Raw genomic sequence first — 24,969 nt, forward strand, 5'->3', positions numbered from 1 at the left:
GGCTAAGCGACCAGCCCCAACTCTTCGTCCGTGGCTTTGTGGCCGTACTTGTCTTTTGGCGGCCAGAGACGTTCTTTCCAGTCCGGTTCAAACACAAAACTTGAAAATTTGCGTCCCGGAAGCAAGGCCCCATTCCCTGCGCCCAGCGCGTAATCGTAGTAAAGCTTAACAATCTCTTCCTTGCTGACCTGCGCGGTGGCCGGATGCGCAAGGCAGGCGTCTCGCCATTTACGCACACGATCGTATTTGGCCTCGTCAGGCAGGTCGAACCCCTCGTAGTAGTCCAAGAACCAGAAGCGCATGAACATCGGGGTAAAGACCGCCTCGGCCAGACCAAAGGCGTCAAATAGGAACGTCCCATTTGGATTGTGATGCTCCAGAAAGTCGCTTAGGTCGGCATAAAGCCCCAGCATCTTCTCTTCATGTTTCGCCCGAGCGTCGTGGTCTTGGTTCATTACAAACATGTAGCCCGTTCCCGTGAACGGGCCTTCCTTCGCGACCATCATCGACTCAATTGCATGTTTGACCGGGTCAGCCTGCCGCAACATCGTCCCCGGCAACACCTCATCGAGGTAGCGCAAGATCACGAGGCTTTCCTTGATGATCGCGCCGTCCGGCGTTTCCAGAACGGGCAAAGCCGTCGTCCCTCTTGTCTTCTCCAAAAGCTCTGGGTCACGCGGTTTGGTGATATCCACGACCCGGAATTCAATGGCTTCCGTCATACCCCGCAGCGCCAACATGATTTCCAGACGCTGCGAGAACGGGCAGACGGGGATGTGATAAACAATGTGTTTTGACATGACGATTTATTCCAACGGTGGTCCGGTAAAAGTTAGGTGGTGGCGCTCTCCAGATTCGACAATTTTGGGCATGTCGGCTGGAATTTGAAATTGCTCTTCGGCCATCTCTTCAAAAAATCCCTCAAAGCCGCCGGGTGTCAGGATCACAAGATGTCGCGAGGGTTCGTGGCCGATCACCTTGAAGGTATGCTCTTTGCCGCGTGGGATGAAAACACTTTCGCCTGCTTTGGCTGTCACTTCTTTTCCTTCGATCCATACGAGGCATTCACCGGTCAGGATCACAAAGGTTTCGTCCTCAGCGTGGTGAATATGGCGCGGCGGTCCGCTGTTCACAGGCGAGATGCTATCAACAATCGACATCGCTCCACCCGTGGTCTGAGAGTCGAGGATGGTTCTGTAGGAGACGCCGTTCCACTCTATGGTGCCTTTGGCCAGTTCTGAATCTTTCATTGTTCCAGTCCTTTTGCAGATTTGAAACAAAAGCGCTTTTGTTGACAGAAACGTATCGTAGGCTCAGGCTATCGAGCAAACCGTTATTTGTAATACAAGGTATCGACCAAATGAATTTCGCAACTTTTGACCTCAATCTATTGCGCGTTTTGGACGCTCTCTTGACCGAAGGTTCAACGGTCAAAGCTGGCGAAAAACTGGGCCTATCCCAATCCGCTGTTTCAGCTGCGCTTGCACGACTAAGGCACAGCCTTGATGACCCTCTGTTCATTCGACAGGGCAATCGCTTGGTCGCAACAGAGTTTGCAGAAAACCTCCGTCACCCTTTGCGGCAGGAACTGGAGCAGTTGGAACAGATATTGTCGCCACCAAAAGCCTTCGACCCGATGACCGCCAGTGGGAACTTTAAGATATCCTCTTCAGACTTCTTTGCAGAGATGGTGATGCCGCAACTAGGTGACATGCTTTACAAGAAGGCCCCTAACATCACCGCGAACCTCGTTGACTTGGTCCCCTATGACTATCTCGACAGCCTAGAACGTTACGATGCGGATCTCGCCATTATTCCAGACACCGAACTGCCCGAGTGGATTAACAAGCGCGCGCTTTTCTATTCGCCGTTCCTTGTGATCGCGCGAGATACAAACCCTCATGTCGACTCGCTTGCGACGGGTGACACGATGCCGCTCGACCTGCTTTGTGATCTGCATCACGTCTTGTTTTCTCCAGAGGGTAAGACCAGTAGCATCGGCGATGCAGCGCTTGCCAAAGTGGGGCGCCGTCGACGCATCGCTATGACGGTGCCGGTGTTTTCTGGCGTCTGCCGCGTCGTCGCCGAGAGTGACCTGATTGCGCTCATCCCCTCGCAGCTAGCGTTCAAGGTCGCCTCGGAGATTGGGTTGAAATATTTCGAGCCGCCGATGGACCTCCCTGCGCCGCTGATTGTTGGCGTTTGGCACAAGCGATTTGACAAAGCTCCGCTTCAAAGCTGGGTGCGCGAACAAGTGTTTGACCTGATGCGCCCACTTGATCCGGGGCTGCTGCCGGCGCGCCATCCGGCATAACGGATTTTTTCCGCCATGATGAATTTCCCCTATTCCGGATTCGCATCCGCTATGATAGATGTTCGTCCGTAATCAAGGAGACTCGCTCATGTCTGATCAATTCATCGCGCACATCAACGCCACTTTGGAACAGATCGAATCCGAAGGTCTGATGAAACGCGAGCGAATGATCACCTCCCCTCAGGGGGGCGAGATCGAGGTTGGCGGGCATAAAGTCATCAACCTTTGCGCCAACAACTACCTTGGGCTGGCGGATCACCCCGATCTGATCAAATCCGCAAAGGATGCGATGGACCCCAAGGGGTTTGGCATGGCTTCCGTGCGCTTTATCTGCGGCACGCAGGATATTCACCGAGAGCTGGAACAGCGTATCGCGAAGTTCCTGAACAAAGACGACAGCATTCTGTTTGCCGCTTGCTTTGACGCCAATGGCGGGCTGTTTGAGCCACTGCTTGGGCCAGAGGACGCGATTGTATCTGATAGTTTGAATCACGCGTCGATCATCGATGGCGTCCGCCTGTGTAAGGCGAAACGCTATCGCTACATGAACAATGACATGACCGATCTTGAGGAATCGCTAAAGCACGCGCGCAACGAAGGCGCGCGGCAAATTATGATCGCAACCGATGGCGTTTTCTCGATGGACGGCTATCTGGCGAACCTGCCGGAAATCACACGACTGGCGAAAGAATACGATGCCGTGGTCATGGTGGACGATTGCCATGCGACCGGCTTCATGGGGCCTCGTGGCGCGGGAACGCCGGATCACTTTGGCGTGGATGTCGACATTCTGACGGGGACGTTGGGCAAAGCACTTGGGGGGGCCATCGGCGGTTATATCGCCGGGCCGCAGCCAGTGATTGACCTTTTGCGGCAGCGCGCGCGGCCCTATCTTTTTTCTAACTCGCTGCCGCCAAGCATCGTTGCCGCCGGGATCGAAGCCATTCGCCTTGTCGAAGAAGGTGAGGCCCTGCGTGCGCAACTGTTTGAAAATGCCCGCTACTGGCGCGAAGGTCTGACGGCGCTGGGTTTTGACCTGCTTGAAGGTGAACACCCAATCATTCCCGTCATGCTTGGTGATGCTAAAGTTGCGCAAGAAATGGCACGGCAGTTGTTTGAAGAAGGCGTCTATGTCTCTGGCTTCTTCTTCCCTGTGGTGCCGCGCGGGCAGGCCCGTATTCGCACGCAAATGAACGCAGCTCTGACCAAGGATGAACTCGACCGTGCCCTTGCAGCCTTTGGCAAGGTCGGCAAAGCGATTGGGGTATTGAAATGACACGACCCAACACGATGAAAGCGCTTGAGAAATCCAAACCCCAAGAGGGGCTGTGGATGGTGCAAGCGCCGGTGCCTGAGATCGGTGATGATGAAGTGCTGATCCGCATCAATAAAACCGGCATATGTGGGACGGATATCCATATCTGGAACTGGGATGAGTGGGCTAGCCATACGGTGCCGTATCCAATGATCACAGGTCACGAATTCGCGGGCGAAATCGTTGAGATCGGCAAAGACGTGACGGGCCTCGAAATCGGTCAGCGCTGCTCTGGCGAGGGGCACCTGATCGAAACCGACAGCCGTCAAAGCCGGGCAGGCAAGTTCCACCTTGATCCGGGCACACGTGGCGTTGGCGTGAACGTGCAAGGGGCGTTTGCGCAGTATCTTAAGCTACCCGCCTTTAACGTCGTCCCCCTGCCCGATGATATCCCCGATGAAATCGGCGCCATCCTTGATCCATTGGGCAACGCCGTGCACACCGCGCTAAGTTTTGATCTTTTGGGTGAGGATGTTCTGATCACCGGTGCTGGTCCGATTGGTATCATGGCCGCCGCAGTAGCGCGTCACGCCGGTGCGCGGAACGTGGTGATCACCGACATCAACGACGACCGACTGACGTTGGCCAAACACGTTGTGCCCTCGGTGCGGCCAGTGAATGTCACCAAAGAAGAACTGAAAGACGTCATCAAATCGCTTGGACTGAAACAAGGGTTTGACGTTGGATTGGAAATGTCGGGCAGCCAACAGGCGCTAGATCAGATGGTCGAAGCTCTCGTGATGGGCGGCAAGATCGCGCTGCTTGGCATCCCACCCGGCAAATCCCCGGTCGATTGGAGCCGCATCGTCTTCAAGGCCATCACCATCAAAGGCGTCTATGGCCGCGAGATGTTTGAGACCTGGTACAAGATGATCGCCATGCTGCAGAATGGATTGGACGTCAGCCGGGTCATCACCCACAACTTTGACGTGGACGATTTCCAACAGGGTTTCGCCGCGATGAAATCAGGGCAGTCCGGTAAGGTCGTTCTGAACTGGCGTTAAAACAATAACGCCGCCCGGTTTGGGCGGCGCTTTTTTTGTTTGAGTCAGATGATCAGGCGACGTCGAATTGCAGCGCCTTGACTTGCTTGAACATGCCAGTGTCGCATAGCTTTTGACGGATCGGCTCTGGCACTTCGTCGTCGACATAAAGCAGCGCAATCGCCTCGCCGCCGACAGCCGAACGGCCCAGTGTAAAGTTCGCGATGTTCACGCCGTTTTCGCCCATGGTCTGACCCAGTGTACCGATGATACCGGGTTCGTCTTGGTTGGTCGTGTAAAGCATATGTGCACCAATTTCGGCGTCCACCGTGATGCCTTTGATCTGAATGAACCGTGGCTTGCCATCAGAGAAGACCGTGCCCGCAACCGAGCGTTCGCGCTTGTCGGTGACAACGGTCACTTTGATATAGCCATCAAACGCGCCGGACTTGTCTTGGTTCGTGGTGGAAATCTTTACACCACGCTCTTTCGCGATCACTGGCGCAGAGACCATGTTCACGTCTGGGTTCGCCTTCTTCATGATCCCGGCAATCACAGAGCAATTCAGCGCTTCGAGGTTCATGCCCGCCGCGACACCGTCATACAGGATGTTGATGGCTTTGATCGGCTCGTCTGTCATCTGACCGGCGAAAGCACCAAGGTGATCGGCCAGTTTGATCCAAGGCCCCATGATCTTGGCTTCTTCGGCAGTCACAGACGGCATGTTCAGTGCGTTTTCAACGGCACCGGTCAGCAAATAGTTTGACATTTGCTCTGCCACTTGCAGCGCCACGTTTTCCTGCGCCTCGGTGGTTGCCGCGCCAAGGTGCGGAGTCACAACAACGTTTGGCAGGTTGAAGAGCGCGTTTTCTTTCGCTGGCTCAACAGCAAAAACGTCAAACGCAGCGCCTGCCACATGGCCGTTTTGCAGCAGTTCTGCCAAAGCTTCTTCGTCAACCAAGCCACCGCGTGCACAGTTCACAATGCGCACGCCTTTTTTGGTTTTCAGAAGGTTTTCACGCGACAGGATGTTGGCTGTGCTTTCGGTGTATGGCACGTGCAGCGTGATGAAATCTGCGCGGCTCAGCAGCTCGTCCAGCTCGACCTTTTCGACACCCATTTTGTCGGCTTTTTCCTGTGACAGGAACGGGTCAAAGGCGATGACTTTCATCTTCAAGCCGCGCGCGCGGTCACAGACGATGCCACCGATGTTCCCGGCGCCGATCACACCAAGGGTCTTGTTGGTCAGCTCAACGCCCATGAACTTGGACTTCTCCCATTTACCTGCGTGTGTGGACGCTGAGGCCTCTGGAATCTGACGCGCCACAGCAAACATCATCGCAATTGCGTGTTCTGCGGTGGTGATCATGTTGCCGAAAGGTGTGTTCATTACGATCACACCTTTCTTGGACGCCGCTTCTTTGTCGACGTTGTCGGTGCCGATACCCGCGCGGCCAACAACTTTCAGGTTGGTCGCTGCTTCCAGAATGGTCGGCGTCACTTTGGTGGCAGAGCGGATCGCAAGGCCATCGTATTGGCCGATCACTTCGGCCAGTTTCTCTTTGTCTTTACCGAGGTCCGGCATGAAGTCGACATCGATGCCACGATCACGGAAGATCTGAACGGCGGTTTCGGACAGTTTGTCAGATACAAGAACTTTAGGGGCCATGGTTTTGGTCCTTTTTTGTCGGGCGGTGGGGAAAACCCCACCCTACGGTTATGGGAATGTGTAGGGTGGGGTTTCACCCCACCACCACGTTAAGCTTGTGCTTCGATTTCGGCGTCAAAAGCCCACGCGAGCCATGGCAGCATGGCTTCGATGTCGGCAGTCTCAACCGTACCGCCACACCAAATCCGCAGACCGGCTGGCGCATCACGATAGGCACCAATGTCCAGCGCGATGTTTTCCGCTTCCAGACGTTTCGCAACTGCTTTCGCGAAGGCTGCGCCGTCTTGGATACGATCATCGGTGAACTTCAGGCAAACCGACGTGTTGGAGCGTGTCGCGTCATCTTCGGCAAGATTCGCGATCCAATCGTTGGCCTCACAGAAATCAAAAACGGCTTGTGCGTTCGCATTTGCACGCGCAATCAAACCCTCCAAACCGCCAACAGAGCGCGCCCAATCGAGTGCAAACAGGTAATCTTCGACCGCCAGCATCGATGGGGTGTTGATGGTTGCACCGGTAAAGATACCTTCGATCAGCTTGCCGCCTTTGGTCATGCGGAAGATCTTTGGCAGAGGCCATGCAGGTGTGTAGCTTTCCAAACGCGCCACAGCGCGGGGGGATAGAACAATCACACCATGCGCCGCTTCGCCGCCCAGAACCTTCTGCCAAGAGAAGGTGGTCACATCCAGCTTGTCCCAAGGCAGGTCCATGGCAAATGCAGCGGAGGTCGCGTCACAGATCGTAAGGCCTTCGCGGTCGTCTGCAATCCAGTCGCCATTTGGCACACGCACGCCAGACGTGGTGCCGTTCCAAGTGAAAACAACGTCGTTGGCAAAATCGACAGAGGCGAGATCAACGATCTGACCGTAGTCAGCAATTTTGGCTTCAGCGTCGATTTTCAGCTGCTTGACCACATCTGTGACCCAGCCCGCGCCAAAGGATTCCCAGGCCAGCATCTCTACCTTGCGTTCGCCCAAAAGCGACCACATGGCCATCTCGACCGCGCCAGTATCAGACGCAGGAACGATGCCGATCTTGTAATCAGCAGGAATGCCCAGAACCTCGCGTGTGCCTTCGATGGCATCCTTCAGCTTGGCTTTGCCAACAGCTGCGCGGTGGCTGCGACCCAGAGGCGCGTCCGCAAGTTTAGACAATTCGAATGTCGGGGGTTTGGCACATGGGCCAGAAGAAAACCGCGGATTTGCCGGCCGCGATGCCGGTTGTGCAATAGCCATTTTAGCTACCCTTCCAGATAAGCGCCTCTCGTTGGGGAGAGGTGTCCCGCAGCCGGAAATAGTCGGGCTTTGCGACTCGGGCAATCCCAAAAGATGCCGGTTTTGATCGAAGATGCGCCGTTTTCAGGAGCGTTTGTCTCCGATCGGAAACATCACGGGTCTGGCTGGTAATGGCATTCAAGCTACGGTAATGGGCGGATAAAGCTGCTTTAGAGGGACGGATCATGTATATCGCAACGCTTTTGACGAACCCTGCCGCGCCGTCCCTAGACGCTGCCACGGTAGAAAACCTACGCAACGCGTGGGGTGGCGGTGACGCCCAATGGCTCGCGACCGGCGAAGCGGCAGAATTTGCACTTGGTCAGATACCCGATAACCTTGAAGACGTCTGGACTGCCCTGCAGGCTGAAAAGATTGACCTGATCCTTCAGCCTGCTGAAGGGCGCAAGAAGCAGATGCTGATTGCCGATATGGACAGCACCATGATCCAGCAAGAGTGCATTGACGAATTGGCGGCCGAGGCAGGTGTTGGCGCGCGTGTCGCTGAGATCACGGCGAAGGCAATGAACGGCGAACTCGATTTCGAGGGAGCGATTGACGAGCGAGTCGGCCTGCTGAAAGACTTGCCAGAAAGCATCATCGATCACGTCCTGCAAACGCGGATCGAATTTATGCCGGGTGGCAAGGCTCTCGTGCAAACCATGAAAGCCAATGGGGCCTATGCGGCGCTTGTGTCGGGTGGTTTCACTGCCTTCACCGCCAAGGTTGCGGCTGAACTTGGGTTTGATGAAAACCGCGCGAACACGCTTGAGATCGCCGATGGCGTCCTAACCGGCAAGGTTGTGCGCCCGATCCTTGGCCAAGAGGCAAAGCTGGAAGCGCTAAACGAGATCACGGCGAAACTTGGTATCTCGCCAGCCGATGCACTGGCTGTGGGGGATGGGATGAACGACCTGCTTATGCTGAAAACCGCAGGAACAGGCGTCGCACTGCATGGCAAGCCCGCCCTGCAAGCCAAGTGCAAAGTCAAGATCAACCACGGTGACCTCACGGCGCTGCTTTACTTACAAGGCTACGCCAAATCCGAATTCGTGGCGGACTAGATGTTCGAGGTCAGCACCGAAATTCTGCTGTTCCTGATGGTCGCAGGTTTCTTTGCCGGATTTGTCGATTCCATTGCGGGAGGCGGGGGTCTGATCGCCGTACCCGCCATGCTTTTGTCCGGCATGCCCCCCCTGACCGTGCTTGCAACCAACAAAATCCAAGGCCTATTCGGGGCGGCCACTGCGGCCTTTAGTTATGCCCGGGGTGGCCATGTCGATCTCCGCAAACAGATCGGACCCGCCGCTATTTCATTTGCGGCGTCAATCGTTGGTGCGCTGATCATCTCGCAATTGCCGACAGATCTTATTCGCGTTGTCCTTCCCCTGCTTCTTGTTGGTGTTGCCATATTCTTTGCCCTGCAGCGGGGTCTTAGCGACACCGACCGAGTGCGCCGCATGTCCCCGCTGATTTTCAATGCCAGCATGGTGCCCCTGATCGCTGCTTACGATGGTGTTCTTGGGCCGGGCACCGGCAGTTTCTTCATGCTCGCGTTCGTTTCGCTTGCAGGCTACGGCATTCTTAAGGCGACAGCAAATACGAAACTCCTGAACTGCGCCTCAAACGCAGGGGCGCTTTTGGCTTTCGCTATTGTTGCAACACCTTGGTGGATGACGGGCCTTGCTATGGGTGTTGCCCAAATCTTTGGAGCGCGTCTTGGGGCCTCCCTTGCGCAAAAGATCGGTGCGCGTTTGATCAAACCGCTTTTGGTCTGCACCACCTTGGCCATGGCCGCGAAACTCCTCTGGGACTTGATCTAAGCCCCTCGTTTCATCTTTCCAAAATACTCAAAGTACCCGCGCGCAAAATACATCCACGCCCGATTTTAGGCGTCATCGCCCCTGCACATGCGCTAGAGTTTGGGCATGATGTTTGATTTGCCAGATACCGACACGCTCTACACCGCGCTTTGTGCGCGCGACGACAGCTATGAAGGCCGCGCATGGGTTGGGGTGACCTCGACCGGGATATTTTGCCGGCTGACCTGCCCCGCCCGCAAACCCCTGCCTGAAAATTGCCAATGGTTCGGCTCGGTCGGCGCTTGTATTGAGGCAGGCTTTCGCCCCTGCAAACGCTGCCACCCGCTTGCCCCCATGGCTAAAGCAGAACCGGTCATCGACACCTTGCTTGCGGCGCTTGAAAAACGACCAACCCATCGCTGGGGTGAGGGCGATATCCTGCGGATGGGACTGGATGCCTCCACCGTGCGCCGCGCCTTCAAACGGCATTTCGGAATGACCTTTCTGGAAATGGCACGCCAGCGTCGATTGCGCGAAGGTTTCACAACGCTGGCCAAAGGCGGGCCGGTCATCGAAGCGCAACTGGATGCAGGCTTTGACAGCCCCAGCGCCTTTCGGACGGCTTTTGCCAAATTGCTCGGGCAAAGTCCCGGCACATTTGCCACCAATGCCCTTTTGCGTGCGGATTGGATCGATACGCCACTCGGCCCGATGGTGGCTGTCTGTGACAGGCAATCTGTCCACCTTCTGGAGTTCGTGGACCGCAAAGCATTGCCCACGTCTTTGAAAAAACTACAAGCTGCCGCAAAAGGCTCGCTTGGCATCGGGCGTTTTGACATCAACGACCAGTTGGAGGATGAGCTTCGGGCGTTTTTTAGCGGGAATAGAGCCGCATTTAACGTGAAGCTTACCTACCACGGCTCCCCCTTTACCCAAGGTGTTTGGGATGCGTTGCGCACCATTCCCGCCGGAGAGACGCGATCCTATTCTGAACTTGCGCGCACGATTGGGCGACCGCAATCCGTACGCGCCGTGGCCCGGGCGAATGGGGCCAATCAGATTGCCTTGATTGTACCCTGCCATCGCGTCATAGGGGCAGACGGGTCGTTGACGGGCTATGGCGGTGGACTATGGCGCAAGCAGCGGCTGATTGAATTGGAACATCGATTTAAGGACCAAAGCGCAGCATGAGTGAAACAGTCTCTATTCAAGCCGAAAAGGCCCGGAAATTTGCTGACTTGCACCAGCCCGGCAACCCCTTGGTGCTGTACAATATCTGGGATGCAGGCTCTGCAAAAGTCATTGAAGAGGCCGGGGCAGAGGCTGTCGCCACAGGGAGTTGGTCTGTCGCGGCCGCACAAGGATTTGATGACGGAGAAAAGCTGCCGCTTGAAATTGCTCTGATGACCGCGCGGCGGATTTGTCAGACGGTTGATCTCCCCGTCTCTCTTGATTTTGAGGGGTGTTACGCCGTTGGTCCAACGGGCGTCGCCACCAATGTCACGCTTGCTTTGCGGCAAGGCATTGTCGGCATCAACTTCGAAGATCAGGTCGTCGGTGGAAAAGGCTTGCACAAAGAAGCAGAGCAAGCCAAACGGATCGCCGCCGCGCGGGCCGCTGCGGATGAATTTGGTGTACCGCTGTTCATCAATGCCCGCACGGACCTGTTCCTGCATGAGGCAAATCAAGATTGGCATGCCGGTCTGATGCCGCAGGCCTTGGAACGGCTGGCCGCCTATACGGACGCTGGGGCCAGCGGCTTCTTTGTCCCCGGCTTACAAAACCCAAATCTGATCGCTCGCATTTGCGAGGCTTCGGACCTGCCCGTCAACATCCTCGCCAAACCCGAGGGGCCGAGCGCAACAGACCTTGCGGCGCTTGGCGTCGCCCGGATCAGCCATGGCCCAGCCCCATTCCGGCAAGCGATGCGCGATCTCGCCGCACGCTATGTTGAAACAATGAACTAGTGCATTTCCTGATCAGGCGCTTATATCAGGCGTCAGATCAGGAGACGTCCCAGATGAAAATCGCCTATACGATGACCGAAGGCAAAGGTGACCTTGATGAGGTACTCTACCGCTTTGCCAAATCCGAAATGGCAAACGGCACCAGGGTCGTCGGTGTGGTGCAGGTCAACACAGATCGTGATGACTGCCCGCTTTGCGATATGGATGTTGAGGTGCTGCCGGATGGCCCCACCATCCGTATTTCGCAGGACCTTGGACCCGAAGCCAAGGGGTGTCGTCTTGACCCAGACGCATTGGAAACGGCTGTCACCGAAGTCGAGAAGCGCCTGACAGATGATGTCGCGCTTCTCGTGCTGAACAAATTTGGGAAACACGAGGCCGGGGGTCGCGGCTTCCGCGATACGATTGCAAAAGCGATGGCGCTTGAGGTGCCGGTGGTTTGCGGCGTCAACGCCCTGAACCGCGAAGCGTTTGAGGCGTTTTCTGGCGGCACCGCGGAATATGTGGAGCCAACGCCCGCAGCCTTGGCGGATTGGTTCAAACGCTAGGCACGCGCAGTCGTCCAACAATCAAGCTGAAAGCGAACAAACCTGCTGCCACGCAAACGATGCTTGGCCCAGCGGGCGTATCATAGATCAGGCTCATCCTAAGTCCTAAAATGGCCGACAGACCGCCAATCGCGGCCGCAATCATCGCCATGCTTTCTGGCGTTCGCGCCAATGGGCGCGCGGCGGCAGCGGGGATAATTAGCAAGGCAACGATCAGCAATACACCCACGACCTTAATGGCAACCGCGACGACGACTGCAAGGCAAAGCGTCAGGATCAATTGCTCTCGCTTAGGGTCAATACCGCTTGCCATAGCGAGGTCCACGTTCAGAGTCGCCGTCAAAAGCGCCGACCAACGCCAGAGCATGAATAAGATCACCAATCCCGCGCCCGTCCAGATCACTGCCAAGTCTGATTTGGACACGGCAAGGATATCGCCGAAGAGATAGCCCATCAGGTCAATACGCACGCCTTGCAAGAAACTGACGGCCACCAAACCAATCGCCAAGGCAGAATGCGCCATCACACCCAAAAGCGTGTCCATTGCATAGCCACGGCCCGAAAGTGCCGAGACCGTCAGCGCCATGATCAAGGCCACCGCCAGCGCCCCGGTAAAAACTGACATCGACAGCGCCAACGAAAGCGCGACTCCTAAAATCGCCGCATGGCTGGTGGCGTCGCCAAAATAGGCCATGCGCCGCCAGACAACGAAACATCCCAGCGGGGCCGCCGCCAAGGCAACACCAATGCCCGCCAATGTGGCCCGCAACAGAAAGTCATCAAGCATGGGTGCACCCTTCGTGGTCATCAACCTCATGGCTGTGATCATGGTCGTGCCGATAGAGCGCCAGCGCACCATGGGTGCCGGTCCCGAACAAGGCGCGGTATTCCGGGGCAGAGGCAACAATGTCAGGCGCGCCGTGACAACACACATGCCCATTTAGACAGACCACACGATCAGAGGCGCTCATCACCACGTGCAGTTCGTGGCTGACCATCAGCACAGCTGCGCCCGTTTCACGGCGCAGGTCTTCGATCAGGGAATAAAGCGCAGCAGAGCCGGGTTGATCCAACCCGGTGGTCGGCTCATCTAGGATCAGGATTTCAGGCTTTTCCAACAGCGCCCGCGCCAGCAGAACACGCTGAAATTGTCCGCCTGACAGGGAATACATCTGTTTGTCATCCAGATCGCTTGCGCCCACTCGCGCTAAAGCAAATGCGATGTCGTCTTCCGCGCGTTTGTGCGGCAAAGACAGAAACCGCCGCACTGTCAGGGGCAGTGTCGGGTCGATATGCAACCGTTGTGGAACATAGCCAATGCGCAGGCCGGGTTTACGGGTAACTTTGCCCTCACTGGCCCGCACCGCGCCGATCAACGCCTTTAATAGGGTCGATTTTCCCGATCCGTTCGGGCCAACCACTGTCACGATTTCACCCGCTGAAATCGCAAAATCGACGTTGCGCAGGGCAACGTGACCACCAAGGCTGACGCTCATGTTTTGGGTCGACAGCAGACTCATTGGGCGGGACGGCAATTGGGGCAAAGGCCCTCGGCTTCGATCACGGTCGCCTCAATGGCAAAGCCCAGATCATGCGCTGCGGCGTTCAAACCCACACCCGGACGGCTTTCGGTTTCCACCACCCGGCTGCATTCGCGGCAGATCATAAAGGCAGGGGCATGCTCGGTTCCCGGGTGCATGCAGGCTACGTAGGCATTCAAGCGCTCAATTTTATGCACGAAGCCGTTGGTCGTCAGAAACTCAAGTGCGCGGTAAACGACAGGCGGCTGCTTCCCCAATCCCTCTTCGCCAAGGATCGGCAGAATATCATAGGCCCCCATTGCGCGATGCTCTTGCAGCAGAATTTCCAGAACGCGACGGCGCACCGGCGTGAACTGCAAGCCGTGTTCGGCACAATGGGTCTGTACCGCAGCCAATGTCGTGTCGATGCAACTGCCGTGATCGTGATTTTGGAACCCGTGAGAAGCCATGCGCCATCCTTCAAGAATGCAGTTGATATAGTATAACATCTTCTGTACATGCAACCAGATGTTATATCATAACGCGAGTTGTCCATGTTCATCCGTCTAGTAACCGCTCTTTCCTTCGTCGCGCTACAAGCTCAGGCAGAGACGCCAACCGTCGCCACCGACATTGCACCCGTGCATTCGCTGGTGTCCCGCGTGATGAGTGGTGTCGGGGAACCGATGTCGGTCATGCCCCAAGGTGCATCCCCACATGGGTACAGCTTGCGCCCGTCCGAGGCGCGGACGCTCTCGCAGGCCGATCTTGTGATCTGGATGGGAGAAGACCTGACCCCTTGGCTGGAAGACGCAATCGAGAACCTGGCCCCGGACGCAAAGTCGCTGGAACTGCTGCATCTGACAGAGACTCATGTGCTGGAAACCCGAACCGAAGCGGTGTTTGAAGATCACAACGACGATTATGCCAACGAAGAAGACCACCACGCGGACGAACACGGCGACCATGGCGACCATGGCGACGACCATAAAGATGAAGATGGGCATGACGAGCACGCCGAAGACCATGAGGATGACCACGGTCATGGTCATTATCACGACGGTCACGATCCGCATGCTTGGCTTGATCCAGAAAACGCGGTGATCTGGCTGACCTCGATCGCCGCTGCTCTATCAGAGTTGGACCCGGCGAATGCCGAACTATACGCCATGAACGCCAAGGTCGCGGCGACAGAAATCGAAGCCGTCGCAGAAGACAGCCGCCGCCTTTTGGCTCCCCTACAGGACAGGCGTTTTGTCGTCTTCCATGACGCCTATCAGTATTTTGAACACGCCTTTGACCTAAACGCGTTGGGTGCATTGCAACTGTCTGATGCCACCCCTCCGAGCGCCGCACGATTGGTGCACCTGCGCGACGAAATTGCAGAGCATGGCGTGGTGTGCGTCTTTGCTGAACCGCAGTTCAATCCCGAATTGATTGCATCAGTTGCGCCAGAAGGCACTAACACAGGTACGCTGGACCCGCTTGGGACACAGCTGCCCATGGGGCCGAGTTTCTACACGCTCCTTTTGCGCGACTTAACCGAACGGGTGGCGAACTGCCTCAGCTAAACTAGCGGCGCGTCTAAATCCGACCCCGACTTCGCCCCCTGTCACCTGCCAAAAGTTTGCAGCGATGCCCCCGTGCGTGGTATCACTGGAAAAAAGAGCAGTAAATTAATGCCCGTGTAAGGGCGTGACAGGTAATATCGCCCATGCAGGCCGCCTTTCATCACATCCAAATTGCGCATCAGCGCGTTGGCGATGCTGTTGTGCTTAATGCGGTCGCAACCGCGAAACGCGGGGGTGTCAGCAAGGGCTGGGTGTTCTTTGCGGCGGGACGGGACGAGCAGGCACCAGAACCCGCTGGCGACACAAAGTTTACCCAGCGCCGTACCCTCGGGGCGACCCTTGCCGTCCAGACAGCGAGCCCCGAACCGCCTGAGGTCGTATGCGGGGATCACTCGGGAACTATCCACCTTTCCGCCGCACAGCATCGCCTGCTCAAAGGTCAAAACACTGCGCTAGCGTTTCGCAATGGTCAGACCGCCGAGATCACGCTTGATTGGCTGAAGTGGCATGTCACCCATCACGGGATGACGGCTGCATTGATTGTCGACAGGGCCAAACCGGGCGAGAACGACGCATATCTGGCTCAGCTCCGGGATGGCCTCAGTGCAATTACCGGATTGAAGACGGTTGTGGTTGTGCAATTTGACCACCCGCTCGGACGCCACGACCTCCCGTCTGAAATGCACCCTTTTTGTGCCCCCGACGCGCCCGGCAAAGACCGGATGGAGATACCAGAGGCGGATCCATGGACCGCACCGCTTGGCGAACTCGGGATATTTGAACTCTTGCGTCACCGGTTTCTGGCAAAGGCGCGCGCCGTTGCGCAGATCGACCTCACCGACCTGTTGCTTATTAAGGATGATGCGCAGGACGAGACCGTGTTTGACCGCGCACAGCAGTCTGGCGTCGTACCATTGGTGGGCCAACACGTGTACCCGTGGCGCGTGAGGTCCGGGCAAACTGCCCATTTCGCGGACCACGCCTGCCGACAATTTGACAAAGACACCACAAGGGACCGCTGGTGCGTCGCGCCTGAGAAAGTTTCAAAGAACACAGTCTGGCGGTTCGTGCGCATCGTCGGCGCTGTGACGGATCGCGCAGCCGCACAGCCATTCGCGCGCTTCATGGGTTTGCGTCATCCGGGACACAGCGTGTCGCAGATCGTGCCCAAATCATCGCTCATCGAAGACATGCGCCTTCTGTCCATCGCTCAGGATCATTTCGCACATGACCCGGTGCGGATGCCGACCTTGGCTGCTCCGGTCGTGGACACAACGAAAAACGCCGTAACCATCATCACCACGATGAAAAACGAAGGGCCGTTTATTCTTGAATGGATCGCCTACCACCGCGCCATTGGGGTGGAAAACTTCCTTGTTTACACAAATGACTGCACTGACGGCACCGACGACTTTCACGATCTCTTGCAGGCCAAAGGCATCGTGCAGCACCGGCAGAACCCCTATCGCGACAGCGGCATGAAACCCCAACACGCCGCGTTGCAGGCGGGCGAACAGGAAGACGTGATCAAAAACGCTGGCTGGGTCATCTGCATGGACGTTGATGAATTCATCAACGTAAAAACAGGCGACGGCACATTGGCTGCGCTTTTTGACGCCACCGGTGACGCCAATATGATTTCGCTGACATGGCGGCTGTTTGGCAATTCGGATGTGCATGCGTTCGAAGACAGGCCAATTCTTGAGACCTTCACGAAATGCGCCCCGGAAATGGCGCGCAAACCGCATCAGGCTTGGGGATTTAAGACCCTGTTCCGCAATATCGGCCTCTACAAAAAGCTTGGCGTTCATCGGCCAAAAGGCCTCAACCCGCAGCTTTGGCAGGACATCAAATGGGTCAATGGGTCCGGCCACCCAATGCCCAAAGACACTTACCGGAATGCATGGCGGTCCACCCAAAGCACTGTGGGATATGACCTTGTCAGCCTGAACCATTACGCGGTGCGGTCTGCTGAAAGCTTTCTGGTGAAACGGGACAGGGGCCGCGTCAACCATGTCGACCGTGATCAGGGCCTCAATTACTGGTTCCGCATGAACCACAACGTGACGCAGGACACCTCTATTCAACGCATCTTGCCCGCCCTGCGTGCCGAGATGGATCGCCTGTTGCAAGACCCAGAGATCGCCGCCATGCACCGGCGCTGCGTCACGGCGCACCGTGAGAAAATCAATGCGTTGAAAGCCACGCCCTCCTACGCTGACTTTTACGAAACACTGACCAGCGACCGCATGCAGCGGCTTTCGAAACTGCTGCCTAACTTCGGCGCAAACGTCTTTCTGGCAGGCCCGGATGTCGTGCCAGATCATATGATCTTTGAGGATCAACCCGGTGATTTTTTCTTTACGGTCGGTCTGGAAAATGAGGCCGCAGAATGATCGGATGCCGACAGATCATCGTTAAACGCTTTCACCCAATGACGCAGGCAGACCATGGCGCATAACCCAGAAATCGCGAGCCTTTGGATCGGCGGCGAATTGACGTGGCTCGAACAACTTTGCCTTAAGTCCTTTGCCGACCACGGCCACAAAATCACGCTCTATAGCTACGATCCCATATCAAACATTCCGCCAGGGGTGGCGTCCGGCGACGCCAACGAAATCTTTCAAGCCGATGAAATTCATCGCCACGCGGTAACCGGTAGCCCAGCCATACACGCCGATATCTGGCGTCTGAATTTGCTCCGGAAAACAGATAAAATCTGGGTCGATGCGGATGTGCTTTGCCACCATCCCTTTGGTTTTGACACCCCATTTGTATTCGGCTGGGAGAAAGACGATTTGGTCTGCAACGCGGTGCTTGGACTACCGTCTGAAAGCAAGGCCCTCGCAGGCCTAAACGACTTTTTTGAAGACCCTTATGCGATTGGTCCGTGGCTGAGGCCAAAACAAATTGCCCACCTCGAAAAGCAGCGCGACGCAGGGAAGCCCGTGCATATGACCGAACAGGAATGGGGCTTTACCGGGCCCGCCGCTGTCACGTGGTTCCTGCAAAAAACAGGTGAAATCGAATATGCCAAGCCGCAAGAGGTTTTCTTTCCCGTCAGTTATAAGCGACGCAATCACTTGATCCTTAGCCGATTTGCGCCGGAAGACAGGTTCACATCCGAGACCCGAGCGGTTCATCTTTGGGCACGCCGCCTGAAAGCGCGTGCGCTTGAGCTTCCGGGGCGCAAGCCACGACGGGGGTCGTTTCTTGATCGTATGTTGCAGCAACATGAGATCGTCCCCGAGGACGCACCTCTGCCTGACCGCCGAATTCGTTTGGCGGGCGATTCGAAAGACCCGAGGTTCCGCGCAATGCTTGCGATCGAAGCGTTGAAAGGAGATGCCTCCATCCGCCAACTCGCGACGGACAATAATGTTGAACCAAAAGACATTCGAAAGTGGCGCGCGAAGCTCGTGTCAGACGCGGCCATAATATTTGAGCAGGACAGCACCAGATGAATAAAGCGACAAAGCAGTTTCAGTCCTCTCTTGCCCAGCTTGGTGCGGAATATGGGTTTTTTGAAACCTTAGGCGATCAGCATTCTGCGCTTTTCATTGAAGGCAATGACACTCTGATTGTGACCTTCGAAAACCTCGATCACGTTTATCGCTATACCGACGACCGGATGCCATGGGGGCATAGTTTTGTCACTGGCCAAGGCTGGTCGATGCTCGGCATGATGGCGCATGATTGGACGTGGTATCGCGACGAAGCGGTTTATGATTTCTTTGATCGGCTGCGCGACGAAGGGTTTTTTGCGCGATTCAAAAGGGTTGTGTTTTATGGCGCCTCGATGGGCGGCTATGCGGCGGCGACGTTCAGTGCGGCGGCGCCCGGATCGACTGTCATCCTGATTTCACCACAGGCCACCTTATGCCGCGAAACCGCCCCGTGGGAGCAGCGCTACCTGAAAGGCTGGAGCCGTAATTTCAACACGCGCTACGGCTATGCGCCCGACCACCTTCGCGCGGCGGAACAGGCTTATCTGTTCTTTGACCCCCGGATCGCGCCCGATGCGATGCACGCGACGCTGTTTCAGGGAGACAATTTGATCAAATTCCGATGTCGCTTTTTTGGGCACCGGATGGCATCTCTCTGGCTGCAGATGGGGGTGCTGAAAGAAGTTATCACGTCTTGCGTAGACGGATCATTAACGCGGCTGAAATTCTTCCAACTGATGCGCACTCGACGCACCAGCGGACGGTTTATGCGAGAGTTTCTGGAAACGGTCGAAGCCAAGAACAACCCGCGACGCACAGCCTATTTTTGCCAAGCTGTGCTGAACCGGCGCAAAGGCCCGCGCTTCCGGCAGGCGCTTAAACGGGCTGACGCGGCGCTTTCAAAGAAGCAAAAGGGTTGATCAGCGCCGCTTGAGCGTGTCGCCAAAGGCAATCTTTGGCGTCAGTTCAACGATGTGGTCGCAAGGCTTGTTGTTGACCCGCGCCGCGATAATTTCCGCAGCTTTCCGGCCAGACTCGCGGCGGCATGCATCCATGCTGGCCAGTTTGCGCGGCAGACCTTGCAACAGTTCCACACCGTTAAAACCCGCCAATCCAATCTGGCCCGGAATATCAATGCCCTGATCCAGCAGGTACAAAAGACCACCGGCCCCGATCATGTCGTTTGAATAATAAAGGAAATCAATGTCAGGCGAACGTTCCAAGATCGTCTGCGTCATCTCGCGCCCTTTGGCCAAGGCCGAGCCGCCGGAATAGAATTCCTGATCTATGACTTCGACGCCACCCTTGGCCAGCGCCTCGGTGAACCCTTCAAACCGTTTGCGGGCGCGGTGATCGAGCGGCATCTTGGTCCCAAGGAAGCCGATGTTCTGATAACCCGCTTTCAGGATCGCCCGTGCCATTTCGCGGCCCGCCCGGCGGTGGGAGATACCAACCGCGGCATCCACAGGGGTGCCGTCGACGTCCATGATTTCAACCACCGGAATGCCAGAGGCGCACAGCATGGCCTTAGACGCGTCGGAATGCTCCAAGCCAGCGATAATCACCCCAGAAGGTCGCCACGAGAGCATCTCGTAAAGCACCTTCTCTTCCTTTTCCGGAAGGTAGTCCGTGACGCCCACAACGGGCTGCAACTCGGTGTCTTCGAGAATTTCACTGATGCCACTCAGGACTTCTGGGAAGACCATGTTCGAGAGCGACGGAATGATCACCGCGACGAGGTTGACCCGTTGGCTGGCCAGCGCGCCAGCGATCTTATTGGGCACATATCCCAGATCTTTGGCCGCCCGCAGCACCTTTTGGCGTGTCGCGTCAGAGACATCGCCCCGGTTACGCAGCACACGGCTGACAGTCATTTCCGACACGCCGGAAGCTTCGGAGACGTCGCGCAAAGTCAGGGAACGGTGTTCGTCGGAGGCCACGATATTTTCCTTTACTTGTTAGGGCTATGTTATCGTGAGGTTTTCACCTTTTACAAGCGAGACCGACACACCGCGACAAATGAAAACGGGTCGCGCATCTGCTCGACCCGTATTTTGATCTTATCCGCCGAAATCATCCAGCATAATGTCTTCGCGATCCACGCCCAAATCCAAGAGCATATTGATCACGGATTGGTTCATGATTGGCGGGCCACACATGTAGTATTCGCAATCTTCAGGATTGGGGTGATCTTTCAGGTATTCTTCGTAAAGAACGTTGTGAATAAAGCCGGTATAGCCGCCCCAGTCATCTTCTGGCAGCGCGTCTGACAGCGCGACATGCCATGTGAAATTGGGGAATTCCTTGGCCAACTCATCGAAGTCCTCAACAAAGAACATCTCTTTCTTGGACCGTGCACCGTACCAGAAGGTGATCTTGCGATCCCGGTTCTCGAGGCGCTTAAGCTGGTCAAAGATATGGCTGCGCATCGGGGCCATGCCCGCGCCGCCGCCGACAAAGACCATTTCCTTGTCTGTATCGCGCGCAAAGAATTCGCCGAACGGACCGGAAATTGTGACCTTGTCACCCGGTTTCAGGTTGAAGATGTAAGACGACATCTGACCGGCTGGAATGCCTTCGGACCCCGGAGGCGGAGACGCCACACGGACGTTCAGCATGATAATGCCTTTCTCGTCCGGGTAGTTCGCCATGGAATAGGCACGTTCGATCGGTTCCGCGACCGTGGACTCATACTGCCACAGGTTAAAGCGATCCCAATCTTCGCGGTATTCTTCTTCGATGTCGAAATCGGTGTACTTCAACTTGTGCGCAGGCGCTTCGATCTGAATGTAGCCGCCCGCACGGAAGTTCACGTCTTCGCCTTCGGGCAGTTCCAGAACCAACGCTTTGATGAAGGTGGCGACGTTTTCGTTGGAACGCACGGTGCATTCCCATTTCTTGACGCCGAACACTTCTTCGGGGACTTCGATGTCCATATCTTGCTTGACCGCAACCTGACAGGACAGACGGTCGCCGCAAGAGGCTTCGCGTTTGGTGATGTGGCTTTCTTCGGTCGGCAAGATCGACCCGCCGCCAGAATGCACACGCACACGACACTGCGCGCAGGTGCCGCCGCCGCCGCAGGCAGACGGCACGAAAAGTTTTTGCTCTGCCAGCGTCTGCAACAGTTTGCCGCCCGCTGGCACAGAAATGGTTTTCTCACCGTTGATCGTGATGTTCACATTGCCCGACGACACAAGGCGCGAGCGCGCGGCAAGAATGATCGTGACCAATGCAAGAACGATCAGCGTGAAGAGGATGATACCAAGGCCAAAGGTTTCCAATGTCTTTGCTCCCTCAGAGTTTCACGCCAGAGAAGGACATGAAGGCCATCGCCATCAGACCTGCGGTGATAAAGGTGATGCCAAGGCCCTGCAGACCGTCTGGAATGTCGGAGTATTTGAGTTTTTCGCGCACACCCGCCATCGCGGTGATCGCCAACGCCCAGCCAAAGCCAGAGCTGACGCCATAGGTCACAGATTCCCCGAAGTTATAGCCCCGCTCCACCATGAACAGCGAACCACCCAGGATCGCACAGTTCACCGTGATCAGCGGCAGGAAGACACCCAAAGCGTTGTAGAGCGGTGGAAAATACTTATCCAAAACCATCTCAAGGATCTGAACCAGTGCGGCAATCACACCGATGTAGGAAATCAGACCAAGGAAGGTCAGGTCGACATTGTCAAAGCCTGCCCAAGATAGCGCACCCGGCGCCAACAAATAGGTCAGGATCAGATTGTTCGCAGGCACGGTGATCGACTGCACAACCATCACAGAAATACCTAGGCCGATTGCGGTCGAAATCTTTTTCGAGACCGCAATAAAGGTACACATGCCAAGGAAGAAGGACAGCGCAAGGTTTTCGACGAAAATCGCCTTAACCGCGAGGGAGATATAGGCTTCCATCAGTGTGCCTCCACCTGCTGGATTTTATATTCGCGTTCTTCGACCTGTTGTGGCTTCCAGGACCGGAACGCCCAGATGATCAGGCCGATGATAAAGAATGCGGATGGTGGCAGCAGCAGCATGCCGTTTGGCACATACCAGCCACCGTTATTGACGGTTTCCAAAATGGTCACACCGAAAAGGCTGCCAGAGCCAAAAAGCTCGCGGAAGAAGCCAACCAGCATCAGGATCAGGCCGTAGCCCAGACCGTTGCCGACACCGTCAATAAAGCTATCCAGCGGCGGGTTCTTCATCGCAAAGGCTTCGGCGCGGCCCATCACTATGCAGTTCGTGATGATCAGGCCCACAAAGACCGACAAAGTCTTGGAAATCTCAAAGGCATAGGCCTTCAGCACCTGATCCACCAAGATCACAAGGCTCGCGATGATGATCATCTGCACGATGATCCGGATCGACCCCGGGATCTGGTTGCGGATGATCGAGATGAACATAGAGGCAAATGCCGTCACCAAAGTCACCGCGATGGTCATCACCAAAGCAACTTGAAGGGAAGAGGTCACCGCAAGCGCCGAACAGATGCCCAGAACTTGCAACGTGATCGGGTTATTATCAACCAGCGGGTCGATCAGCATGGTTCTGCGTGTCTGGGCCATTACAGATTCCCCTCATTAAGGTTTTTCAAGAACGGCTCGAAACCAGCCTCACCCATCCAGAACCGCACGAGATTGTGCACTCCGACGGAAGTAAGTGTTGCCCCGGCCAGCGCATCAATATGGTATTCGGGACCGGCCGGCGGCACAGTCTTAGAAACACTGATTTTCAGATCGCCGCTCTCGTCGGTCAACTTCTTGCCGTTCCACTGCGACTTCCAACGAGGGTTATCGACCTCGGCGCCCAGCCCCGGGGTTTCTGCATGTTCGTAAAATTGCAGCGCAAAGATGTCGTTGCCGTTTTCTTCCAAAGCGATGAAGCCATAAAGCGTCGACCACAGACCATAGCCATGAATCGGCAAGATAACTTTGTCGATGGCACCGGAGTCATCACGCAGCAAATAGACGGTTTTGAATTGCGCCTGGCGACCAATGCCAGCTGGGTCATCCGCCAAGGCGACAGAGATTTCGGGGTCATCTGACGCCGCACGGTCATCGAATGTCTTGGGATCAAAACGGTCGACGAATTTGCCGGTCTCAAGCTCCACGACCTTTGGTTCAAACGCTGCGAACGCCTCGACCACATCTGCTTCGGGATCATAAATACCCGCGACCTGCAGAATATTGATCTGCTTGTCTTTCAGGGCGTTCACTTCTTGAATCGGACGCAGGGCAACCGCCGCTGCGGAAACGATCATGGAGGCGACAAGGCACAGCGCGACCGCGACGATCACGGTTTTGCTGACGGAATCAGGCGGCGCATCTAGAAAACGACGAATGAAACCTTTGTTCTCTGTATTTTCAGACATTGCGTTTCGCCCTGCGTTTGATGTTTGCCTGAACGACGAAGTAGTCGATCAACGGAGCAAAGACGTTTCCGAACAGAATGGCCAGCATCATGCCCTCTGGGAAGGCCGGATTGATCACACGGATCATCACAACCATGAACCCAATCAGCGCGCCATAGATGTAGCGACCCATGTTGGTGTGGGAGGCCGAAACAGGCTCTGTCACCATGAAGGCCAGACCGAAGGCATAACCACCAACGACGAGGTGCCAATACCAAGGCATCGCGAACATCGGGTTGCTGTCAGAGCCGATTAGGTTGAGCAGGCTAGAGAAGGCGATCATGCCCACCAGACAGCCGACAACCAGACGCCAGTTGGCGATCTTGGTGATCAGCAGGAAGGCAAGGCCGATGAGACAGGCCAAGGTGGACGTCTCGCCAATAGAACCCTGCATCAAGCCAAAGAAAGCGTCGGACCATTCGATCCCGCGTTCCGGCAGCGCTGCGTAGCCGTCTGATGCGCCAATCGACAACGCTGTCGCGCCAGAAAACCCATCAACTGGCGTCCAGATCGTGTCGCCCGACATCTGCGCCGGGTAGGCAAAATACAGGAACGCACGACCCGTCAGCGCCGGGTTCAGGAAGTTCTTGCCGGTGCCGCCAAAGACTTCTTTACCAATCACAACACCAAAGATAATGCCCAACGCGACCTGCCACAGTGGCGTCGACGCAGGCATGATCAACGCGTAAAGCATGGACGTTACAAGGAAGCCTTCATTGACTTCGTGGCCCCTTACCGTGGCAAAGATCACTTCGAAAATGCCGCCAGCGACCAACGTCACGATGTAAATCGGCAGGAAGTAAAGCGCGCCGTGCAGGATATTCGCCAGCGGGTTTGCAGCGTTAAAACCAATGCCGAACGTGTCAATGATCCACGCCCTCCAGCCCGACGCGCCAAATTCTGCAATGGCAGAGTTGGTCTGCAGACCAACGTTGTACATGCCCCAAAGGATACAAGGGATCGTCGCAATGACCACATAGGTCATGATCCGCTTCATATCGATATAAGACCGCGCATGGGGCGCGACGGTGGTGACGGCTTTTGGGGTATACAGAAAACTCTCAACCATCTCGTAGATGGGGAAGTATTTCTCGTATTTTCCGCCCTTGGTGAACTGCGGCTCGATCCGGTCGAAGAAACTACGTAGGCCCACGGC

General features: G+C 56.0%; 25 protein-coding genes. 12 read left to right on the plus strand and 13 right to left on the minus strand.

Going from position 1 to position 24,969, the window contains the following annotated elements:
• Positions 1-2: 2 nt before the first annotated feature.
• Together BUA39_RS11935 and BUA39_RS11940 are read right to left on the minus strand one after the other, a co-directional pair.
• Positions 3-800, minus strand: coding sequence for a glutathione S-transferase family protein (locus tag BUA39_RS11935; protein WP_072793436.1), 798 nt, complete (start codon positions 798-800; stop codon positions 3-5).
• A 6-nt stretch (positions 801-806) separates the two neighbouring features.
• Positions 807-1,250 (minus strand): cupin domain-containing protein, encoded by a 444-nt coding sequence (locus tag BUA39_RS11940; RefSeq protein WP_072793437.1) that lies wholly within the window; start codon positions 1,248-1,250, stop codon positions 807-809.
• Between the two features lie 110 nt (positions 1,251-1,360).
• Between BUA39_RS11940 and BUA39_RS11945 the strand changes: the two genes are divergently transcribed.
• The 3 genes from BUA39_RS11945 (at position 1,361) to tdh (ending at position 4,633) form a co-directional block, all read left to right on the plus strand.
• Complete coding sequence (locus BUA39_RS11945; RefSeq protein ID WP_072793438.1) at positions 1,361-2,314, plus strand: LysR family transcriptional regulator; 954 nt, start codon at positions 1,361-1,363, stop codon at positions 2,312-2,314.
• A gap of 88 nt (positions 2,315-2,402) precedes the next feature.
• Positions 2,403-3,590, plus strand: a complete 1,188-nt coding sequence (locus tag BUA39_RS11950; protein ID WP_072793439.1) for a glycine C-acetyltransferase — start codon at positions 2,403-2,405, stop codon at positions 3,588-3,590.
• Positions 3,591-3,604: 14 nt separating this feature from the next.
• Positions 3,605-4,633, plus strand: coding sequence for an L-threonine 3-dehydrogenase (gene tdh / locus BUA39_RS11955; RefSeq protein ID WP_072793526.1), 1,029 nt, complete (start codon positions 3,605-3,607; stop codon positions 4,631-4,633).
• Positions 4,634-4,685: 52 nt separating this feature from the next.
• On the opposite strand, the gene serA is transcribed toward tdh, so the two are convergent.
• Together serA and BUA39_RS11965 are read right to left on the minus strand one after the other, a co-directional pair.
• Positions 4,686-6,281, minus strand: a complete 1,596-nt coding sequence (gene serA / locus BUA39_RS11960) for a phosphoglycerate dehydrogenase (protein WP_072793440.1) — start codon at positions 6,279-6,281, stop codon at positions 4,686-4,688.
• Positions 6,282-6,370: 89 nt separating this feature from the next.
• Positions 6,371-7,516, minus strand: coding sequence for a phosphoserine transaminase (locus tag BUA39_RS11965; protein ID WP_072793441.1), 1,146 nt, complete (start codon positions 7,514-7,516; stop codon positions 6,371-6,373).
• Positions 7,517-7,740: 224 nt separating this feature from the next.
• Here BUA39_RS11965 and serB point away from each other — a divergent pair, with 224 nt between their 5' ends.
• The 5 genes from serB to BUA39_RS11990 all read left to right on the plus strand — a co-directional run bounded on the left by serB (position 7,741) and on the right by BUA39_RS11990 (position 11,872).
• Positions 7,741-8,619 (plus strand): phosphoserine phosphatase SerB, encoded by an 879-nt coding sequence (serB, locus tag BUA39_RS11970; protein WP_072793442.1) that lies wholly within the window; start codon positions 7,741-7,743, stop codon positions 8,617-8,619.
• Complete coding sequence (locus tag BUA39_RS11975) at positions 8,620-9,378, plus strand: TSUP family transporter (RefSeq protein WP_072793443.1); 759 nt, start codon at positions 8,620-8,622, stop codon at positions 9,376-9,378.
• A 105-nt stretch (positions 9,379-9,483) separates the two neighbouring features.
• On the plus strand, positions 9,484-10,548 hold the full coding sequence (locus BUA39_RS11980; RefSeq protein ID WP_072793444.1) for a bifunctional transcriptional activator/DNA repair enzyme AdaA: 1,065 nt from the start codon (positions 9,484-9,486) through the stop codon (positions 10,546-10,548).
• The gene (locus tag BUA39_RS11985) at positions 10,545-11,324 is read left to right on the plus strand and encodes an isocitrate lyase/PEP mutase family protein (RefSeq protein WP_072793445.1); all 780 of its coding nucleotides are present in this window, start codon (positions 10,545-10,547) and stop codon (positions 11,322-11,324) included. Before BUA39_RS11980 ends, BUA39_RS11985 begins: the two co-directional genes overlap by 4 nt.
• 53 nt (positions 11,325-11,377) lie before the next feature.
• Complete coding sequence (locus tag BUA39_RS11990; protein WP_072793446.1) at positions 11,378-11,872, plus strand: DUF2478 domain-containing protein; 495 nt, start codon at positions 11,378-11,380, stop codon at positions 11,870-11,872.
• Here the strand turns inward: BUA39_RS11990 and BUA39_RS11995 are convergent.
• From BUA39_RS11995 to BUA39_RS12005, 3 genes are read right to left on the minus strand one after another with little or no spacing between them, the layout of a single operon-like run.
• On the minus strand, positions 11,862-12,659 hold the full coding sequence (locus BUA39_RS11995) for an iron chelate uptake ABC transporter family permease subunit (protein ID WP_072793447.1): 798 nt from the start codon (positions 12,657-12,659) through the stop codon (positions 11,862-11,864). The genes BUA39_RS11990 and BUA39_RS11995 overlap by 11 nt on opposite strands.
• Entirely contained in the window at positions 12,652-13,392 is a 741-nt protein-coding gene (locus tag BUA39_RS12000) for an ATP-binding cassette domain-containing protein (protein WP_072793448.1), read from the minus strand. Before BUA39_RS12000 ends, BUA39_RS11995 begins: the two co-directional genes overlap by 8 nt.
• Positions 13,389-13,862, minus strand: a complete 474-nt coding sequence (locus BUA39_RS12005; protein WP_072793449.1) for a transcriptional repressor — start codon at positions 13,860-13,862, stop codon at positions 13,389-13,391. Before BUA39_RS12005 ends, BUA39_RS12000 begins: the two co-directional genes overlap by 4 nt.
• An 84-nt stretch (positions 13,863-13,946) precedes the next feature.
• Here BUA39_RS12005 and BUA39_RS12010 point away from each other — a divergent pair, with 84 nt between their 5' ends.
• The 4 genes from BUA39_RS12010 to BUA39_RS12025 all read left to right on the plus strand — a co-directional run bounded on the left by BUA39_RS12010 (position 13,947) and on the right by BUA39_RS12025 (position 19,329).
• Complete coding sequence (locus BUA39_RS12010; RefSeq protein ID WP_072793450.1) at positions 13,947-14,963, plus strand: zinc ABC transporter substrate-binding protein; 1,017 nt, start codon at positions 13,947-13,949, stop codon at positions 14,961-14,963.
• A 143-nt stretch (positions 14,964-15,106) separates the two neighbouring features.
• Positions 15,107-17,359 (plus strand): glycosyltransferase family 2 protein, encoded by a 2,253-nt coding sequence (locus BUA39_RS12015; protein ID WP_072793451.1) that lies wholly within the window; start codon positions 15,107-15,109, stop codon positions 17,357-17,359.
• Between the two features lie 54 nt (positions 17,360-17,413).
• Entirely contained in the window at positions 17,414-18,427 is a 1,014-nt protein-coding gene (locus BUA39_RS12020; protein WP_072793452.1) for a hypothetical protein, read from the plus strand.
• Entirely contained in the window at positions 18,424-19,329 is a 906-nt protein-coding gene (locus BUA39_RS12025) for a hypothetical protein (RefSeq protein WP_072793453.1), read from the plus strand. Before BUA39_RS12020 ends, BUA39_RS12025 begins: the two co-directional genes overlap by 4 nt.
• On the opposite strand, the gene BUA39_RS12030 is transcribed toward BUA39_RS12025, so the two are convergent.
• The 6 genes from BUA39_RS12030 to BUA39_RS12055 form a co-directional block, all read right to left on the minus strand.
• Complete coding sequence (locus tag BUA39_RS12030) at positions 19,330-20,349, minus strand: LacI family DNA-binding transcriptional regulator (protein ID WP_072793454.1); 1,020 nt, start codon at positions 20,347-20,349, stop codon at positions 19,330-19,332.
• A 120-nt stretch (positions 20,350-20,469) separates the two neighbouring features.
• The gene (gene nqrF / locus BUA39_RS12035) at positions 20,470-21,693 is read right to left on the minus strand and encodes an NADH:ubiquinone reductase (Na(+)-transporting) subunit F (protein WP_072793455.1); all 1,224 of its coding nucleotides are present in this window, start codon (positions 21,691-21,693) and stop codon (positions 20,470-20,472) included.
• 13 nt (positions 21,694-21,706) lie between these two features.
• Positions 21,707-22,315 carry an NADH:ubiquinone reductase (Na(+)-transporting) subunit E gene (gene nqrE / locus BUA39_RS12040; RefSeq protein WP_072793456.1) on the minus strand — a complete coding sequence of 203 codons (609 nt, stop codon included), beginning with the start codon at positions 22,313-22,315 and terminating at the stop codon, positions 21,707-21,709.
• Positions 22,315-22,968, minus strand: a complete 654-nt coding sequence (locus tag BUA39_RS12045; RefSeq protein ID WP_072793457.1) for an NADH:ubiquinone reductase (Na(+)-transporting) subunit D — start codon at positions 22,966-22,968, stop codon at positions 22,315-22,317. Before BUA39_RS12045 ends, nqrE begins: the two co-directional genes overlap by 1 nt.
• On the minus strand, positions 22,968-23,774 hold the full coding sequence (locus BUA39_RS12050) for a Na(+)-translocating NADH-quinone reductase subunit C (protein WP_072793458.1): 807 nt from the start codon (positions 23,772-23,774) through the stop codon (positions 22,968-22,970). Before BUA39_RS12050 ends, BUA39_RS12045 begins: the two co-directional genes overlap by 1 nt.
• Positions 23,767-24,966 (minus strand): NADH:ubiquinone reductase (Na(+)-transporting) subunit B, encoded by a 1,200-nt coding sequence (locus tag BUA39_RS12055; RefSeq protein ID WP_072793459.1) that lies wholly within the window; start codon positions 24,964-24,966, stop codon positions 23,767-23,769. The genes BUA39_RS12050 and BUA39_RS12055 overlap by 8 nt, the downstream gene beginning before the upstream one ends.
• Between the last annotated feature and the right edge of the window lie 3 nt (positions 24,967-24,969).

Origin of the sequence: Cognatishimia maritima, from assembly GCF_900129685.1 — a bacterium.
GTDB lineage: Bacteria > Pseudomonadota > Alphaproteobacteria > Rhodobacterales > Rhodobacteraceae > Cognatishimia > Cognatishimia maritima.

Bases quoted from the DNA above. Each gene is read 5' to 3' on its own strand.
- BUA39_RS11975 (WP_072793443.1), top strand. From the start codon at position 8,620: ATGTTCGAGGTCAGCACCGAAATTCTGCTGTTCCTGATGGTCGCAGGT.
- BUA39_RS11965 (WP_072793441.1), bottom strand. From the start codon at position 7,516: ATGGCTATTGCACAACCGGCATCGCGGCCGGCAAATCCGCGGTTTTCT.
- BUA39_RS12020 (WP_072793452.1), top strand. From the start codon at position 17,414: ATGGCGCATAACCCAGAAATCGCGAGCCTTTGGATCGGCGGCGAATTG.
- tdh (WP_072793526.1), top strand. From the start codon at position 3,605: ATGAAAGCGCTTGAGAAATCCAAACCCCAAGAGGGGCTGTGGATGGTG.
- nqrE (WP_072793456.1), bottom strand. From the start codon at position 22,315: ATGGAAGCCTATATCTCCCTCGCGGTTAAGGCGATTTTCGTCGAAAAC.
- BUA39_RS12025 (WP_072793453.1), top strand. From the start codon at position 18,424: ATGAATAAAGCGACAAAGCAGTTTCAGTCCTCTCTTGCCCAGCTTGGT.
- serB (WP_072793442.1), top strand. From the start codon at position 7,741: ATGTATATCGCAACGCTTTTGACGAACCCTGCCGCGCCGTCCCTAGAC.
- BUA39_RS12015 (WP_072793451.1), top strand. From the start codon at position 15,107: ATGCAGGCCGCCTTTCATCACATCCAAATTGCGCATCAGCGCGTTGGC.
- serA (WP_072793440.1), bottom strand. From the start codon at position 6,281: ATGGCCCCTAAAGTTCTTGTATCTGACAAACTGTCCGAAACCGCCGTT.
- BUA39_RS11950 (WP_072793439.1), top strand. From the start codon at position 2,403: ATGTCTGATCAATTCATCGCGCACATCAACGCCACTTTGGAACAGATC.
- BUA39_RS12010 (WP_072793450.1), top strand. From the start codon at position 13,947: ATGTTCATCCGTCTAGTAACCGCTCTTTCCTTCGTCGCGCTACAAGCT.
- BUA39_RS11995 (WP_072793447.1), bottom strand. From the start codon at position 12,659: ATGCTTGATGACTTTCTGTTGCGGGCCACATTGGCGGGCATTGGTGTT.
- BUA39_RS12005 (WP_072793449.1), bottom strand. From the start codon at position 13,862: ATGGCTTCTCACGGGTTCCAAAATCACGATCACGGCAGTTGCATCGAC.
- BUA39_RS12000 (WP_072793448.1), bottom strand. From the start codon at position 13,392: ATGAGTCTGCTGTCGACCCAAAACATGAGCGTCAGCCTTGGTGGTCAC.
- BUA39_RS11945 (WP_072793438.1), top strand. From the start codon at position 1,361: ATGAATTTCGCAACTTTTGACCTCAATCTATTGCGCGTTTTGGACGCT.
- BUA39_RS12045 (WP_072793457.1), bottom strand. From the start codon at position 22,968: ATGGCCCAGACACGCAGAACCATGCTGATCGACCCGCTGGTTGATAAT.
- BUA39_RS11985 (WP_072793445.1), top strand. From the start codon at position 10,545: ATGAGTGAAACAGTCTCTATTCAAGCCGAAAAGGCCCGGAAATTTGCT.
- BUA39_RS11940 (WP_072793437.1), bottom strand. From the start codon at position 1,250: ATGAAAGATTCAGAACTGGCCAAAGGCACCATAGAGTGGAACGGCGTC.
- BUA39_RS11990 (WP_072793446.1), top strand. From the start codon at position 11,378: ATGAAAATCGCCTATACGATGACCGAAGGCAAAGGTGACCTTGATGAG.
- BUA39_RS12050 (WP_072793458.1), bottom strand. From the start codon at position 23,774: ATGTCTGAAAATACAGAGAACAAAGGTTTCATTCGTCGTTTTCTAGAT.
- BUA39_RS11980 (WP_072793444.1), top strand. From the start codon at position 9,484: ATGATGTTTGATTTGCCAGATACCGACACGCTCTACACCGCGCTTTGT.
- BUA39_RS11935 (WP_072793436.1), bottom strand. From the start codon at position 800: ATGTCAAAACACATTGTTTATCACATCCCCGTCTGCCCGTTCTCGCAG.